Raw genomic sequence first — 14,798 nt, 5'->3', positions numbered from 1 at the left:
CGGTGTATCAAGTTGTCTCGAGCTTGGTCGCACGCAGCGGTTATAGATGCCGATGGCTGCAGCCCATGACCTGCCCCGTCAGTTCTCCGATCAAGCCCGCCAGTCCTTCCGCACTCTCGCGATCCAGTCCTTCGCATCGCACCATCCGGAATCCCATCGCCATGGTGTAGTGCCAATCGAGTTCAAGAATCCGGTAACTGCGCCCGCTTTGTTCGCAATGCCATTGGGCGGCCGGGTTCTCGTAGGCTTCGCCGATGTAGTCGACGTCCGACTCGGCGGGCATCGGCGTGTCGGGTTCGTTAGACCCCGGCATGCTCGGGGCGGACAGGTTTTCGCCAACCATCACGCGGGGATTTGGTCCATCAAAAGCCAGCAGCATGATGGGAAAGTATCTGGGATCAGCGTCGTAGTCCTCTCTGACAGCGTCGCTCAAGTAAGGCCTTGCCGCCGGGCCGAGGCAGTAGTGGACGCTGTGCCATGACGCGTCGTCCTTGTCGAAGTTGTCGTCGTTCGTGGCGCGGTAGGGAATGGTGTCGCCATGCGCCGGCAAGACATACCCCCCTTCCAGCAGCCTCGCTTCCAATGCGAGCCAATCGGGCGGCGGCAGATGGAAGTCACGGGGGAAGATGAATTGGTGGTGTTCAGACATGAGCGGGAAATCCGAAGGCCGTGAGGGTTTGGCGACGTCAATTAATGGCGGGCGCGTGTTGAAGCGCTGATGCCGGAGTATTACAGAAACAGGTGTCCGGCAGTGTGTCGATCAAGCCGCCGCGCATTGGCCCTCACTTCACCGCCGAATTCCCGCCGTCTGCAAACAACGCAGACCCCGTGACGAAACTAGACATCGAACTCGCCAGGAACAACGCGGCGGTGGCAATCTCCTCGGGCCGCGCGATCCGCTTCATGGCATGCAGGCCCGCCGCCCATTCCTTCTGCGCGGTATTTCCGGCCATTGCCGTATCCACACCGCCCGGCATCAACGCATTGGCGCGGATGCCTTTGTCGCCATAATCCGCGGCGATTCCCTTGACCAGTCCCATCAACCCCGCCTTGGCCGCGCCGTACGCTGCCATGCCGGGTAGACCCACGCTGGTGCCGACAAAACTGGAGGTGAAGATTATTGCGCCGCCACCGCGCGCCAGCATGGCGGGGATCTGATGGGCGCTGCCCAGAAAGGCTGCATTGAGATTGACGGCGATGATTGCCTGCCAGTCGGCGTAGCTGATGTCGGCCAGCGGCCCGATCGGTCCAGTGGCGCCGGCGTTGTTGAAAGCGATGTCTAAACCGCCGAAGGCCTCGTGCGCTTCGGCAATCAAGCGCTCGTGCGTGCCGGGCTGGCTGGCGTCGCCCGCAACGATGCGCACTTGACCGCCCTGCGAGCGAATCCGGGCCGCCACGTCTTCTAGCGCCGCCTCGCCTCTGGCATTCAACACCACGTTCGCACCTTCAGCACTGAACAACAACGCAGCGGCGCGGCCGATTCCTGACGACGCGCCGGTGATGATGGCGACTTTTCCTTGCAAGAGGTTCATGAGAGATCTCCGATTTGAAGGGTTTGCCGACATTCTCGGGAGGGATCCTCGGGGCAGATATCCGGTTCTTGCGTTCTCGGCGCGGGCCTCGTTCGGCATGTGGCGTGTGGGTATGCGGATGCAGCGCTGCGGCAATAGGTCGGTGTCAGACACCCGTGAGAGAGTCGCCACAAACATGCCAGGCCGTCTCAGGGGTGTCAGACACCTGGGCAAGCATGCAGGGGGGCAGACACTTGGGCAAGCATGCAGGGGGGCAGACACTTGGGCACCGGGGTGTCAGACACCTGGGCAAGCATGGGTGTCTGACCACTGGCATGCAACTGGTAACGGTGCCGGAACGCCCCCGCATCTCATATGCGGCGCGCCCATAAAAGGTAGACAATGTTTGGCGGAGCGCTACCAAGATCGCCTGCCCTAGCAAACCCCAATCACGCACCGAATTCCCGCACACCCGATCGCCGAACGAATGGAGCGAATCCATGCGCGCTTTCGTACAAAAACCCAAGGCGGCTTCCCGCAACGCGTCGACGGCAAGCCGCGCAGGCGCGGCAGCGGGTAATCGTACGACGGGGAGTGAGGCTGCCGGAAAAGCCGCGAGCCCTCAGGATCGCCAGATTACGCCGCCTGCGCACGATCTGAACGCGATCACCGTACATCCACCCGAAGCCCGCCTTGCAATCACCCGTCCCGGCGATGCGTCAGAGCAGGAAGCTCATCAGGTGGCCGAACACGTGATGCGTATGCCGCTGCCCTTGGCCGATCTGCCGCGCGGCGATCCACCGCTGGGTTACTTGCCGCCAACCCTGAAGCCGATCGACACGAGAGGCGCGGCATCGGTGGCCGAGACTCCCCTCTTGACCAACGTTCTTGCGTCCCGCGGCTATCCGCTCGACGCCAACACGCGGGAATTCATGGAATCCCGATTTCGCAGAAACTTCGGCCACGTCCAACTGCATTCGGACATACGGGCCGAGGCATCAGCCAAGGCCATCCAGGCCCGCGCATTCACCGTCGGCCATCACGTCATCATGGGCGCAGGCGAATACGCCCCAGGCACCCCGGCAGGCCGGGCCCTGTTGGCGCACGAACTCGCGCATGTGGTTCAGCAGTCGACGATAGCCACGCACGGCCGGCGACTGATCCAGCGTGAATCCAGCGGGCCAACCTACGGGAATCTGTTCAGGGACGCGCCCGCCCCGGGATCCTGGCGTGACGTGGTCAAACTCAAGGAAGTCAACGGCACATGGCGGGAGGTGGGCGGACGCCATCCGGGGACGGCAAGCGGCAAGTACGACTTTGTCGTCAAGGACGGCGAGATATTTGCGGTCAAGGCCAAGACCACGCCGGGTGCGTTCGGGCATACCGAGGCGGCTCAAGGCGGTCGGGTCAGTTGGGCAGGAGAGGTGCGATTCAACAAGAAGGGCCAGCTTCTTTCCTGGAATGACGGCTCGGGCCATTACCGGTCCTTGTCAAGCATGCGAAGCCCCGCCGTCAATGCCGGGCTGCCAAGCGAGAAGGAAATTCCGGGAACTTCAGAAAAGAAGCAACTATTCATGCAGCACGAGCAAACCGCACCTCGGCCTCGTCCCAGAGATTCGCTGCCGCAGCTCCCCGTCGAACAACCCGCCACCAAGCCGCGCGTTCCCGGTGAACAGCCCAAGGTCCCCGCCGGCCCGCCACGGATGGAGGAATTCGAACAACGCTTCGGCAAGAAGGCCGCGACTGCTCCGGCCAGCACCACCGCCGCGCTGGCCGAGGAAGCCGGTTCGGTTCTCAAGGTCCAAGGCCGCGCGGCCTCGGCGCTTAGCAAAATCGGCAGCGCCGCCGGCTGGGTGGCCGACTTTCTGATGCCCGGCCCGCAGGACGCGATCATGCTGATGGTCCAGTTTGCGATGACTTACGCCGAGGCGCGGGAAGCGGCGCGCGCGGAAGGCATGCGCACGGGTTTCGGCCACGGCCTTGCCGCCGGATTGCTGCGCTTGAGCCGCGGCTGGATACGCGACAACCTCGCGCCGAAGGTCATCAGCCGCAGCGTTGCGAGCGAGGTGGCGGCGACCACTGGGTATCGCGAGAAAGGCGTGGTTCAGGGACTGGTGGCGGGCGTTTCCTTCGCCGAGCGGCTCAATGCCGATCAGCGCACGGCCCTGCTGAAAGAAGCGACGCGTGCCATGCGGGCCAAGGGTGATGACGTGACGTTGCGCGCACGCTGGGAACGCGGCTACACCGCCTATGACATCATCGACCTGTCCGTCGCGCTGGCGCCGCGGATCGACGAAATTCTGGAGGAAGCGCGCAAGAACGAGGAACTGCGCCAGGCGGCCGAAGAGTGGGAAAAGCTGAAGAAGTATGGGCCGCTTTTGCCACTGGCGCCGTTGTTCGAGCAGTAGCCGGTGTGGCATAGTCGCTGTGCCCTGCCCGACCGCTTCCCATCCATGCCCAACTCGCCCGATCCCTTCGCCCCACCTCGCAAACAGCGTGCTGCAAAATCCAATTCGCTGCTTTGGATCCTTGAACCGCTCGAGCGCGACGCAAGCTACACGCATCGCAAGATGTTCGGCGCCGACGCCGCGTATCTGGACGGCTTGCTGTATTTGATCGTCGCGGATCGGGACGACCCGTGGAACGGGGTGATGGTCTGCACTTCGCAAGAGCGCCACGCGGCGCTGCTGGCGGACATTCCCGATCTCATCCCGCATCCGGTGCTGGGCAAGTGGCTGTATCTGCCGCAGTCGAACGAATCTTTCGAATCGACCGCGGCGACGCTGGCGGCACTGGCCGTGGCGCGCGATCCGCGCCTGGGGGTGGCGCCCAAGCCGAGGGCGCGGCGCAGCAAGGCACGCACGATCGGCCAATAGGACGCCAGACCGCCAGTGCGTCAGTTGCCCACCCGCACCACCAGCTTTCCGAAGTTCTTCCCTTCGAGCAGACCGATCAGCGCTTCGGGCGCGTTTTCCAGACCGTCGACCACGTCCTCGCGCCAGCGCAGCTTGCCCTCGCGGATCCACTGACCGGCCACGCGCAGAAACTCGTCTTCCTGCTCCTTCGGGAAGTCGAACACGATGAACCCCTTCATGGTGATGCGACGGGAAAGGATCTCGCGCATGGTGGCCGGCAGGCGGTCGGGGCCGCCGCGGTCGGACGGGCCGTCGTTGTAATTGGCGATCAGGCCGCACACCGGTACGCGGGCGAAGTCGTTCAGCAGGGGCAAGACGGCGTCCCACACATGGCCGCTGACGTTCTCAAAGTAGACGTCAATGCCGTCGGGGCAGGCCTCGGCAAGCTTCTGCGCAAAATCCGGCGCGTGGTGGTCCACCACCACGTCAAAGCCCAGTTCTTCCTTCACGAAGGCGCACTTCTCCGGTCCGCCGGCAATGCCGACGACGCGAGCGCCCTTGATGCGCGCGATCTGGCCAACGACCGAACCCACCGCGCCGCTCGCGGCCGCGACGACGACGGTTTCACCCGGTTTGGGTTGGCCGATGTTCAGCAGGCCGACATAGGCCGTGAGGCCGGGCATGCCCAGCACGCCAAGGGCCGTCGAAGGCGGCGCATTGGCAGGATCGAGCCGACGCAAGCCAGTACCGTCGGACAGCGCGTAGCGTTGCCAGCCGGCAGACGACAGCACGATGTCGCCTTCACGCCAGTCGGGGTGGCGGGAGGTATGGACGCGCGCAACGGTGCCGCCGACCATCACGTCGCCGATTTCCATGGGCGTGGCGTAGGACTTTTCGTCGCTGACGCGCCAGCGCATGTACGGGTCCAGCGACAGCGTCTGGACTTCCAGCAACACCTGGCCGTCGGCCGGTTCGGGAATGGGCGCGCGCTCGACACGGAAATCGCTGGCTTTGGGGCGGCCGACGGGCCGGGAGGCGAGGACGACGCGCAGATTTTGGGGTTGAGTCATGGTGGATAGCTCCTTGAGTTGAGTCGGACATTTCGCGACAAGGGTCATCCTAGGCACGCGGCAGAGTTACAGCTAGACTGATATCTCGTAAACCAGATTTCAGGTATTGATAATGTCAGCTGATTTCGACCCCGCCCTGCTCCGCACTTTTGTCGCCGTCTGCCGTTACGGCAGCCTGAGCCGCGCAGCGGACCAAGCCGGCCGTGCGCAGTCGGCACTCAGCACCCAGATCCGCCGGCTGGAGGAGATGGTGGGCAAGCGGCTACTGCATCGCACGGGCCGCGGCATGGCGCCCACTACCGAAGGCGAGGTGCTGCTCAGTTACGCCAACCGCATCCTGGCGCTGGGCGAGGCCGCCGCAGCGCGGCTGCGCGAACGCGCGGTGGCGGGCAGCGTGCGCATCGGGCTGTCCGAAGACGTGGCGGTGGCCGCGTTGCCGGCGGCGCTGGGCCGGCTGCGGCGTTCGTGTCCTAATCTGCATCTGGACGTTGTCATCGACGACGGCGAGCGGCTTGCCGCGCGCTGGCAGGACGGCACGCTGGACGTGGCGGTGGGCGCCTGCGTGGGCTTTGTCGATGAACCCATCGAGTCGTGGACCGTGGATCTGCATTGGGCGTGCGGCATCGACGAAACCCTGGCCCCGGACCAGCCGCTGGACGTGATCGTGTATGCCGAACCGTGCTCGTGGCGCCGGCTGGCGTTCGATGCGTTGACGGCGTCGGGGCGGGATTTCCGGGTGTCGCTGACCAGTCACAACGTGGGCGCCACGATCGCGGCCGTCGAGAACGGTCTGGGCGTGGCCTTGCTGACGACCGAGTGCCTGCGGCCCGACACCATGCGCGTGATTTCCATCGGCGACGAAGGCGCGCTGCCGCTGAGCGCGCAATTTGGCCTGTACGCGGCGCATCGTCTGAACGAAAGCGGCCAGGCCGCCGTGTCGCTGCTGCGCGAAAGCCTGCACGGATGGTCCGCGCAGGCCATGCCTCGGGAGGCGGCACTGATCCCTGCCTGACGCGGAACGAACGGATCGCGCAGATCGTGCGGAACGCGTCGGGCCCACTTTCGCGCCAGATTTGTTACTCCTCCCCCGCCCCTCCCGGTGCCACACTGTTCCCATCCCCCCCCCCCGCCCGAACACGGGCGCGGGAATTGAAGACACCAGGAGGATCACCCCATGGCCACGCCCCCCGCATCCGCCGGCAACGGCGCCCACGCCGTCATGCAGACGCCCCCGGTCGTATCCGCTGAAGACTGGGAAGCCGCCCGCCAACAAATGCTCATCAAGGAAAAGGCCCACACCCGCGCCCGAGATGCGCTCGCCGCCGAGCGCCGCCGCATGCCCTGGACGGCGGTGGACAAGGAATACGTCTTTGACGGCCCGTCGGGCAAGGTCACGCTGCGCGACCTATTCGACGGCCGCCGCCAGCTCATCGTCTACCGCGCGTTTCACGAGCCGGGCGTGTTCGGCTGGCCGGATCACGCGTGCCGAGGCTGCTCGATGGTGGCGGACCAGGTCGCGCATCTGGCACACCTGAACGCCCGCGACACGACGCTGGTCTTCGTGTCCCGCGCGCCGCAGGCGGACATTGAACGGCTGAAGGCGCGCATGGGCTGGACGATGCCGTGGTTCACGCTGACCGACGGTTTCGACGCGGACTTCGGCGTGGACGAATGGCACGGCACCAACGTGTTCTTTCGCGACGGCGACCGCATTTATCGCACCTACTTCCTGAACAACCGTGGCGACGAGCAGATGGGCGGCACGTGGAACTACCTGGACATCACGCCGCTGGGACGGCAGGAGACCTGGGAGGATTCACCAAAGGGCTATCCGCAGACGCCTCCGTACAAGTGGTGGAACTGGCACGACAGCTATGTGCAGGACGCGCCGCCGGATCAGAAATGGGTGGAAGTATCGGACGCGGGCGAGAAGGCGTTCCGGAATCACTGCGATCCAAAGTAGGTAGGAGTCGCGGCAAGTCGTGTGCGGAGACGCTGCTTTAAGACGCTGCTTTAAGATACGTGCTCGCAAATTCTGCAGCGCGCGCCATGAAAATAGACCAAGGTCCCCACAACCTCCGTCAGCGTTTCTCAAGTCAGCCAGCATGAGCAGTGAGCTGGCTGACTGGAAACGCGCCCTCCTGCCTTGCCGCATTCCCGCAATTGCCGCGCTGGTGCTAGCCGGCATCGCCATCTACTGCTTCAACGCGGCAAAAGACGTCCGTCTGCCTTATGACCCTGCGAAGCTGAACACGATCAGTCTGCGGGTGGACAAGGTGGCAAGCTGCGACACCAAGGCGAAAATTCGCGGGCGGTGGGAGTCCTACGGTGCGCTCTGCGTGTATTCAGGCGACTACCCCTACATGGTGTTCAAGTTTTTTGAAGCGACCTACAGAGTCCCGTACACCGAGGGCGAGCGCGTGGAATTCACGGTGGTGGAAAACGACGCGCAGCTAACCGACAGCACGATTGCGCTTCAGTACAACATGGCCATTCCCGTCCGGGTCTATGGCGTGCGCAAGAACGGCGAAACGCTGGTCGATGCAAAGCTGGTGCACGACGCGAACTACGCACGCAAGATGAAGTTCAACATGAACGGCTGGATCGCATTGATTCTGGCGGCCGGGGCGGCGGTCATCACGTTCAAGCGCGCCCGGAAGATCCTGAACGAAGGAATGTGGTGAATCTCAGGCGCGCTGGCTTGCATCGTTGAAGACGCGGGTCCAGGCGTACAACAACGCGATCGCGTCGTCGTCGGACACATACTGCGGCGCGGCGCGCGCCATTGCGGCAAACAGCAGCGCATCGCAAGCCGCTTGCCACATCGGCTTCAACACCTGCTCGGTCTCGCCGTCTTCCTCGATCAAGGTGAACGCGTTGCCGCCGTCCAGTTGCTCCGCGCGCTGCCGCAATTGGCTGTGGATCAGCAGAAAGCCGGAATCAACCGGCGACCGAGCCTTGTCGCCGCGTCGCGTGGCGGCCAGCGCGCCGCGCCAATCGCCCTCGTCCTCCGCAGCCGGCTCGCCGTCCTCTTGCGACCAGCGCATCCAGGCGCGACTGTAGGCCATCCAGGCATCGTCCGGCAGGTTGTCGGCCAGCGCCTGTGCGTCCGTGCGTAACAGCGTGCTGATCTGCGCGATGATCTCCAGCACCGCCTCGCCCTTCGGACCGAACAGTACCGACAACGGCAATTCTTCCAGCAATTCGATGGCACTGGCGCGCCAATAGCCCGGCTGCGCCACCAGATCGGACATGTCGCCCTGCTTCTCGACGCGCACGCGCCAAAGCTTTCCGGGCCAGCGGCTGCCGATGACGATGGAGTCAAGCGATTGGTCTACCACGATCCACGGGGGTACTGGCTTGACCAGCGCCACGCGGTCCGGAGTTCTCATCAGCTTGAATGCGGGATCGGGTAGATCGAACCAGTACCCGACAGGCATCGCTTGCCGCACCGCCGCCAGGCCGGTTTCCGTCACGTCGCCGCCGCAATGCCGGCATACGCGCGCCTCTCGCAGAATGCGTTCGCCGCAATGCAGGCAATCGATATGCGGGGAAAGGAGCGGCTGGCTGGCAAGCGGCGACCGGTTGGGAATGCGCTTGAGGAAAATGGCCGCGACCGGCGCACTGATCAGGCCGGCAAGCAACGCCCACCCGATGCCATTGCGCCCGCGATTCTTGGCCATGAAGCCAACCATGATCGCGAGTGCGATCCAGAGAAAGATGATGAGAAGCATGGCGCGATGTTAAACCGGGGGGATTCGGTCTTGCGCTGACTGGATTCGACCGGCCGGAAGAACCGGGAGCCTGAAATGAATGCCCCGGCTCAAGGCCGGGGTGGGATTAGGTCTTACATGATGGGTCTTAGGCTTGCGCCCATTGGAAGCCATCACCAACCTTGAACGGATTTTATGCTTTCCCGCCGGGCACGGTCAAACCACGGCGGCAGTTCTTCCATTCAAGGTGCGTCGACATGCCCCACACCCTGCAATACCGTCCACTACTGATCGAAGCGCTCATCAGCAACGAGCGAATCAGCAGCTATCAATGCGTATTCCATCCCAAAAGCGATGTGGAGCTTATGGGCGTATATCTATGGAACGCATTTGTTTGCGGTGCGCTATACCCCCTGATGAGCGCCGTCGAAATTTCCTTGCGCAATGCGATCGACCAGGCGCTTGTCGCCGAACTAGGGCGGTTCTGGTGGGCGGGCGGGAAGCTCCGATACCGCTCATTCGCGCCCGGCGCAGATGCGCCGCATCCCGTGCTGGCTGTGCGTGAAAACTTCGCGAAAGCGACTCGCAGCCATGCCTCCGACCTGCGCCGCCGGCATGCCGTGCGTGGCAACGTAAGGCCCCAACATCACAGCATCATCGCAAAAACGGAATTCTCGACCTGGGAGTTCCTCCTGAACGACGAGTTCATGGGCCGCGGACTCATCTGGCCCAAGCATCTGTCCGCCGTGTTCCGTGGCCCATGGCCGGTGCACCGCGCCGGAGCAATGCTGGCACACGTACATGATTTGGTGGCTACGCTGCGCGACTTTCGAAATCGCCTGTTTCACCATGAACCGGCATGGAAGCGGTACGGCGTGTCAAGCGAGGCAGATGCCCTGCAACTCTTGCGCGAAAAGATCGGCAAGGTGGAAAGCCTGCTTGCCTTGATACACCCAGAGAACCTGCGGCTGTTGCAAGCCAACGGCCTGCTGCGCGACGCGCACCGCGCCTGCTCGTCAGCCGAGATTCGCCGCTTTCAGCATCTGGCGCACGTCCATCAGGTCACCTCGCTGGACGTATTGGCTGAGCTGGCAACCCGTTGCGCGCGGGACAACGAAATCTTGACGGCACAGACCCATCTGCACTCGCAGCAACGCTTCTTGATCCGGGCACCGTAAGCGCGCGATCGATCCGGAAGCAAACACTTTTTCACGTCCTACGATCTACACCCGTCGCCTGTCCACGCAAGCCGGGGTAATCTCCCGCCAGGAGATGAATTGTTGTGCATCGCTGGTCACCCACAAAAAGGAAGCGCAAATGCTTGATATCACTTCAAAATTCCGCAGGACCGCCGTTGCCGCCGTCACGTTGGGCATGGCCGGTTTTCTTTTTGCGGGCTGCACCACGACGGACTCGCGCGCCACGGCCAGCGCCGCCGAAAAGCGCCAGGAACTGGACGCCGCCACGGCGGCCACGCTGTCCAAACTGTATGAATCCTCACCGCAATCACGGCAACTGGTGGAGCGCGCTCGCGGCGTGCTGGTGTTTCCGGCAGTGCTGAGCGCCAGCTTCATCGTGGGCGCACAACACGGTACGGGCGTGCTGCAGGTCAGCGGCCAGGACAAGGGCTACTACAGCGTCACCGGCGGATCCATCGGCCTGCAGGCGGGCGCGCAGTCCAAAGCGATGGTGCTGCTTTTCATGACGGACGACGCGCTGGCCAAGTTCCGCGCCAGCAGCGGCTGGACCGTCGGCGCCGACGCCACCGTCGCCGTGGCTAATGTGGGTGTCAATGGCAGCATCGATTCCAACACCGCGCAGCAGCCCATCGTTGGCTTCGTGATGAACAACGGCGGCCTGATGGCGGGCGTGTCGGTGGATGGCAGCAAGATTTCGCCGCTGCTGCTGTAGCGGTAGCCGCCCTGCCGGCGCGGGAGGTCCGCGCCGGCCTCAATCTTTACAAGGAGATCACGCGTGATTACCGAAGAGGACAAGAAGCACCTAGCACGCTGCGTCGAGCTGGCCCGGCAGGCCCTTGATGCCGGCGACCAGCCGTTTGGATCGGTGCTGGTGTCGGGCGACGGGCGGGTGCTGTTTGAAGACCACAACCATGTCTCCAGCGGCGACCGCACGCGGCATCCGGAATTCGAGATTGCCCGCTGGGCCGCCAACAACGTTCCAGAACCGGAGCGCGCCGCCTGCACGGTATACACGTCCGGCGAGCACTGTTCGATGTGTTCCGCGGCGCACGGCTGGGTGGGACTCGGCCGGATCGTCTACGCCGTGTCGTCGGCCCAGTACGCCGAATGGATGCGCGGATGGGGCGTACCGCCCTCGGCCGTTCGGCCCCTGCCCATCTCCGAAGTGGTCAACGGCATCGAGGCCGAAGGGCCCGTGCCGGAATTCGTCGAACAGGTGCGCGCGCTTCATGAAGAGAATGTGCGGCGCAGGGCTTGACGGTCATCGGATTGCTGTGCGGTGAAGCATTCTGTTTTCCGGCTAACGAATGGATACAGCTGCGCTAGATACCGCAATTATTTGTGCGCACGGGCGTGATAATTTGGCGCCCGTGCCGTAATCGGGGTCAGGGTCGACGACCGGTCCCATCAAGACGAAAGACGGCGCATCCCTCTCCTCTCTTGATACAGACCATGCAAACTCACGTTGCCCGCGCCTCGGGAATCAAACGCAAGTCCGGAAATCTGCTTCTCGCGTTGGGCCTGGCATTTGCCTCTGCCCCCACCTTCGCGCAACAGGATCCTGGCGCGGCCATCCTGCCCCCGCGCGCCAACTCGGGCAATCAGGCGCCGGCCCCGCAGCAAGCCCCGGCCCAGCAGGCCCCCACACAGCAAGCCCCCGTGCAGCAAGCTCCGGTGCAACGGGCACCCGCGCAACAGGCTCCTGCTCAGCAAGCGCCCGCTCAGCAAACCAGCGGCGCTCTCGCGCAGGTGCAAAAGACGCAGATCAACGACCAGGTCGCCTACGAACGGCTCCTAAACAATAGCGGCGTCACGCTGCAATGGCTGTGGTCCGCCAAGCGCGGCAAGATGAACGCCATCGACGACAACGATGTGGTTCGCCTGGAAGGCACGCAGGCCAACCATGAAGGCACCCTGAAGGTCAAAGGCGAGGTCGTCTCCATCGGCCGCGACAGCTTCGTGCTGCGCGGCACGATCCTGATCCTGGACGCGCCGGACAAGGGCCGCCGCTGCGAGCGCACCGGCGACTACGAGTTCAAGGCGACTGGCAAGCGCAAATACTGGCGCCTGCAGCAGATGGAAGCGTGCGGCGGCCTGACCGATTACGTCGATATCTACTACTGACCTTTTAGAAGCGACCCGATCCCATGCCCCCCACCGCAATCAAATGGCTCGTCAGCATCGTCTTCGGATTGCTGATCGGTAGCGCCAGCTTTGGCATCACCAATCCGCTGTTGCTTGCGGTGTTCGGCCTGTTTCCGGACACGGGGGCAGCTACTGAGCCGCTGGATTCCGGGTCGCTGGACCGCGTCACGCTGATAAGTGTGATCCTGTATGGCTTGATCGCGGTGATTGCCGCCGTGGCGCTGGCGCGGATTGCCAATCTACGCCGCCTGTTCGGCTGGGGCTGCGCGACGCTGGGCGTGATGTTGCTGCTGACAGCGGCGATCGCCATGCTGCAGATCGATCCCGCGATGCACACCGGCGGCGGCGCGGATGCGCGGGATGCCAATACGGCGTTGTTCTTTACCCTGCTGATCTTTGGCTTGCCGTATATCGGCGGCGGTCTGGTGCTGACGATCGGCGGCGCGGTGCTGATTCGGAAGAATCGGGATGCGCGGAAGTCGCTGGACTAAGAATAGCGCCCCCGCCAGATTTCGCTCTAATCGCGCACGCCCCGCATTAGGCAGCCCACGCGCCGCCATTGCGTCTCGGCCCCTTGTCGACTGTGCGGACCGGCTTTTCCCAAAAATTCAGTTTGAAATGAAGCATTTGGCGTTGAAAGTAATGACGCCTGGCACTGCGGCCCCTATTTTCGAATATAGTTAGCCCTCACGACATATAGTTACATTGCCACCCATTTCGTCACCCAGCGGCGGGATTGGCATGCGTTGAGGAGGCGGGGATGGGAAGTGTTTTAGCTGCAATTGCTGCGGTGGCGCTTGTGTGCGCCGCATTTCAAAAGATCAAGCTGATCGGCACCATCGCTATGTTGATAGGCGGCGGCATTGGGTTTGCGATCGGTTCTGCCGCAGGTTCTGGCTGGGCGATTTTCGGCGCCATTCTGGGTGGACTGATCGGAATTGCCGCAGTCGAAAGCAATAGGACGGTGCGACATGACTAAGCACCGTAGTAACAGCCCAGAAGCTGAACTGAAACGAATGCAGCGGCAGGCGCTTGCCTGCCTACTGCTGGCCTCCATCATTTTTGTCGCCACATTGTTCCTTCCCCCGACGTTTCTCGTTCGCCTGTTGAAGGCCGGCGCTGAAGCGGCCATGGTCGGAGGTCTGGCGGATTGGTTCGCCGTCGTGGCTCTTTTTCGCCGCCCACTCGGGCTACCTATTCCGCACACCGCTATTGTTCCGAACAGCAAGGATCGAATTGCTGACAACCTCGCCGAGTTTGTGCGCGAGAAGTTCCTCGATCCCAAATCGCTGCTGGAACTGATCCAACGAAGCGATCCAGTTCAGCGAGTCGCAACGTGGCTGACGGAACCCGCGAACGCCGGGCGTCTAGGCAGACATGCGGCTAACGTCTTCAGTAAATCGCTCGACTGGGTTGATGACCGGCGAATCCAGGCCTTTATCAGCGACGCCGCCCGTACCGCGATAGGTAAGCTCGACTTTGCTCACGCGCTGGGTTCGGTTCTGAGTCTGCTCACAAAAGGTGGGCGACATCAACATCTGTTGGACACTGCCCTCGACCATCTCGCCGATGAGCTCCGCAAACCGGATGTGCGAAAAAGCATTGCTGATCGCGTAGTGGCGTGGATCAAATCCGAACACAAATGGAAGCAGATGGTTCTGCCCACAGAATGGCTTGGCGACAAGGCGGCTGAGGGGGCGAGCGAGGGATTGGACAAGTTGCTGGAAGAAATTGCGAATAGTCCAAACCATGAGCTGCGCAGGCACTTCGACAAGACGCTCCAGTCCCTTATTGCCAGACTCCAGACGGATGAAGCGTTCCGCCGTAAAGGAGAGGAAATCAGGGATTTCATTCAAAACGACCCGGCCTTGGCGGAGTACTTGCGCGGCCTCTGGGCGTCAGTCCGGGATTGGATTTCTCAGGATCTTGAAGGATCCTCCTCACAAATACAGCATCACATCCAAAGCATGGGGCTTTGGTTGGGACACAAGCTCGCCGAGGACGATGAGCTGAGGGCGTCCGTCAACGAGCACCTACAGGATGGCGTGAGCAGCGCAGCGCCGCAGTTCGCAGAATTTCTCACCCGCCATATCAGTGATACGGTCCGCAAGTGGAACCCCAGCGAAATGTCGCGTCAGATCGAACTAAGCATCGGTCCTGACCTGCAGTACATCCGCATCAGCGGAACGGCCGTGGGCTGCTGCATTGGCGTGGCGCTCTTTCTCATTTCCCACATACCCGAAATCATGCGCTGAAGCGCGCAAGCATGGTTTTGAAATGCGGCGGCTACATGCCTAGCTGCACA

At 62.9% G+C, this 14,798-nt stretch carries 16 protein-coding genes; 12 read left to right on the top strand and 4 right to left on the bottom strand.

Annotated elements, in window-relative coordinates; translation table 11 throughout:
- Nucleotides 1-40 precede the first annotated feature (40 nt).
- Nucleotides 41-649 (bottom strand): hypothetical protein, encoded by a 609-nt coding sequence (locus RT697_RS05000; RefSeq protein ID WP_313697263.1) that lies wholly within the window; start codon nt 647-649, stop codon nt 41-43.
- Nucleotides 650-782: 133 nt separating this feature from the next.
- Nucleotides 783-1,532, bottom strand: a complete 750-nt coding sequence (locus RT697_RS04995) for an SDR family oxidoreductase (RefSeq protein ID WP_313697262.1) — start codon at nt 1,530-1,532, stop codon at nt 783-785.
- A 479-nt stretch (nt 1,533-2,011) separates the two neighbouring features.
- Between RT697_RS04995 and RT697_RS04990 the strand changes: the two genes are divergently transcribed.
- Together RT697_RS04990 and RT697_RS04985 are read left to right on the top strand one after the other, a co-directional pair.
- On the top strand, nt 2,012-3,919 hold the full coding sequence (locus tag RT697_RS04990; protein ID WP_313697261.1) for a DUF4157 domain-containing protein: 1,908 nt from the start codon (nt 2,012-2,014) through the stop codon (nt 3,917-3,919).
- 45 nt (nt 3,920-3,964) lie between these two features.
- Nucleotides 3,965-4,387 (top strand): hypothetical protein, encoded by a 423-nt coding sequence (locus RT697_RS04985; protein WP_313697260.1) that lies wholly within the window; start codon nt 3,965-3,967, stop codon nt 4,385-4,387.
- A gap of 20 nt (nt 4,388-4,407) precedes the next feature.
- On the opposite strand, the gene RT697_RS04980 is transcribed toward RT697_RS04985, so the two are convergent.
- Nucleotides 4,408-5,436, bottom strand: coding sequence for an NADP-dependent oxidoreductase (locus tag RT697_RS04980; protein ID WP_313697259.1), 1,029 nt, complete (start codon nt 5,434-5,436; stop codon nt 4,408-4,410).
- Between the two features lie 112 nt (nt 5,437-5,548).
- Between RT697_RS04980 and RT697_RS04975 the strand changes: the two genes are divergently transcribed.
- The 3 genes from RT697_RS04975 (at nt 5,549) to RT697_RS04965 (ending at nt 8,120) form a co-directional block, all read left to right on the top strand.
- Nucleotides 5,549-6,448 carry a LysR family transcriptional regulator gene (locus RT697_RS04975; protein ID WP_313697258.1) on the top strand — a complete coding sequence of 300 codons (900 nt, stop codon included), beginning with the start codon at nt 5,549-5,551 and terminating at the stop codon, nt 6,446-6,448.
- A 207-nt stretch (nt 6,449-6,655) separates the two neighbouring features.
- Nucleotides 6,656-7,399: a DUF899 domain-containing protein gene (locus RT697_RS04970; protein ID WP_313697282.1), complete on the top strand. Its 744-nt coding sequence runs from the start codon at nt 6,656-6,658 to the stop codon at nt 7,397-7,399.
- Nucleotides 7,400-7,541: 142 nt separating this feature from the next.
- Entirely contained in the window at nt 7,542-8,120 is a 579-nt protein-coding gene (locus tag RT697_RS04965) for a hypothetical protein (RefSeq protein WP_313697257.1), read from the top strand.
- A gap of 3 nt (nt 8,121-8,123) precedes the next feature.
- Here RT697_RS04965 and RT697_RS04960 read toward each other — a convergent pair whose 3' ends face one another.
- Complete coding sequence (locus RT697_RS04960) at nt 8,124-9,170, bottom strand: hypothetical protein (RefSeq protein WP_313697256.1); 1,047 nt, start codon at nt 9,168-9,170, stop codon at nt 8,124-8,126.
- Between the two features lie 236 nt (nt 9,171-9,406).
- Between RT697_RS04960 and RT697_RS04955 the strand changes: the two genes are divergently transcribed.
- The 7 genes from RT697_RS04955 to RT697_RS04925 all read left to right on the top strand — a co-directional run bounded on the left by RT697_RS04955 (nt 9,407) and on the right by RT697_RS04925 (nt 14,748).
- Complete coding sequence (locus tag RT697_RS04955) at nt 9,407-10,327, top strand: CAAX protease (protein WP_313697255.1); 921 nt, start codon at nt 9,407-9,409, stop codon at nt 10,325-10,327.
- Nucleotides 10,328-10,466: 139 nt separating this feature from the next.
- Entirely contained in the window at nt 10,467-11,060 is a 594-nt protein-coding gene (locus tag RT697_RS04950) for a YSC84-related protein (protein WP_056566652.1), read from the top strand.
- A 63-nt stretch (nt 11,061-11,123) separates the two neighbouring features.
- Entirely contained in the window at nt 11,124-11,606 is a 483-nt protein-coding gene (locus RT697_RS04945) for a nucleoside deaminase (RefSeq protein WP_313697254.1), read from the top strand.
- A gap of 194 nt (nt 11,607-11,800) precedes the next feature.
- A complete protein-coding gene (locus tag RT697_RS04940) occupies nt 11,801-12,472 on the top strand; it encodes a hypothetical protein (RefSeq protein WP_313697253.1) in 672 nt (223 codons plus the stop codon).
- A 23-nt stretch (nt 12,473-12,495) separates the two neighbouring features.
- Nucleotides 12,496-12,984, top strand: coding sequence for a hypothetical protein (locus RT697_RS04935; protein ID WP_313697252.1), 489 nt, complete (start codon nt 12,496-12,498; stop codon nt 12,982-12,984).
- A gap of 269 nt (nt 12,985-13,253) precedes the next feature.
- On the top strand, nt 13,254-13,472 hold the full coding sequence (locus RT697_RS04930) for a hypothetical protein (RefSeq protein ID WP_313697251.1): 219 nt from the start codon (nt 13,254-13,256) through the stop codon (nt 13,470-13,472).
- Nucleotides 13,465-14,748, top strand: coding sequence for a DUF445 domain-containing protein (locus RT697_RS04925; RefSeq protein WP_313697250.1), 1,284 nt, complete (start codon nt 13,465-13,467; stop codon nt 14,746-14,748). The genes RT697_RS04930 and RT697_RS04925 overlap by 8 nt, the downstream gene beginning before the upstream one ends.
- Nucleotides 14,749-14,798: the final 50 nt, after the last annotated feature.

The sequence above is a fragment of the Achromobacter sp. genome (assembly GCF_032113835.1).
Classification (GTDB): domain Bacteria; phylum Pseudomonadota; class Gammaproteobacteria; order Burkholderiales; family Burkholderiaceae_B; genus Achromobacter.
The sequence above is the reverse complement of the archived record's forward strand: the minus strand, read 5'-3'. Positions and strand labels throughout refer to the sequence as shown.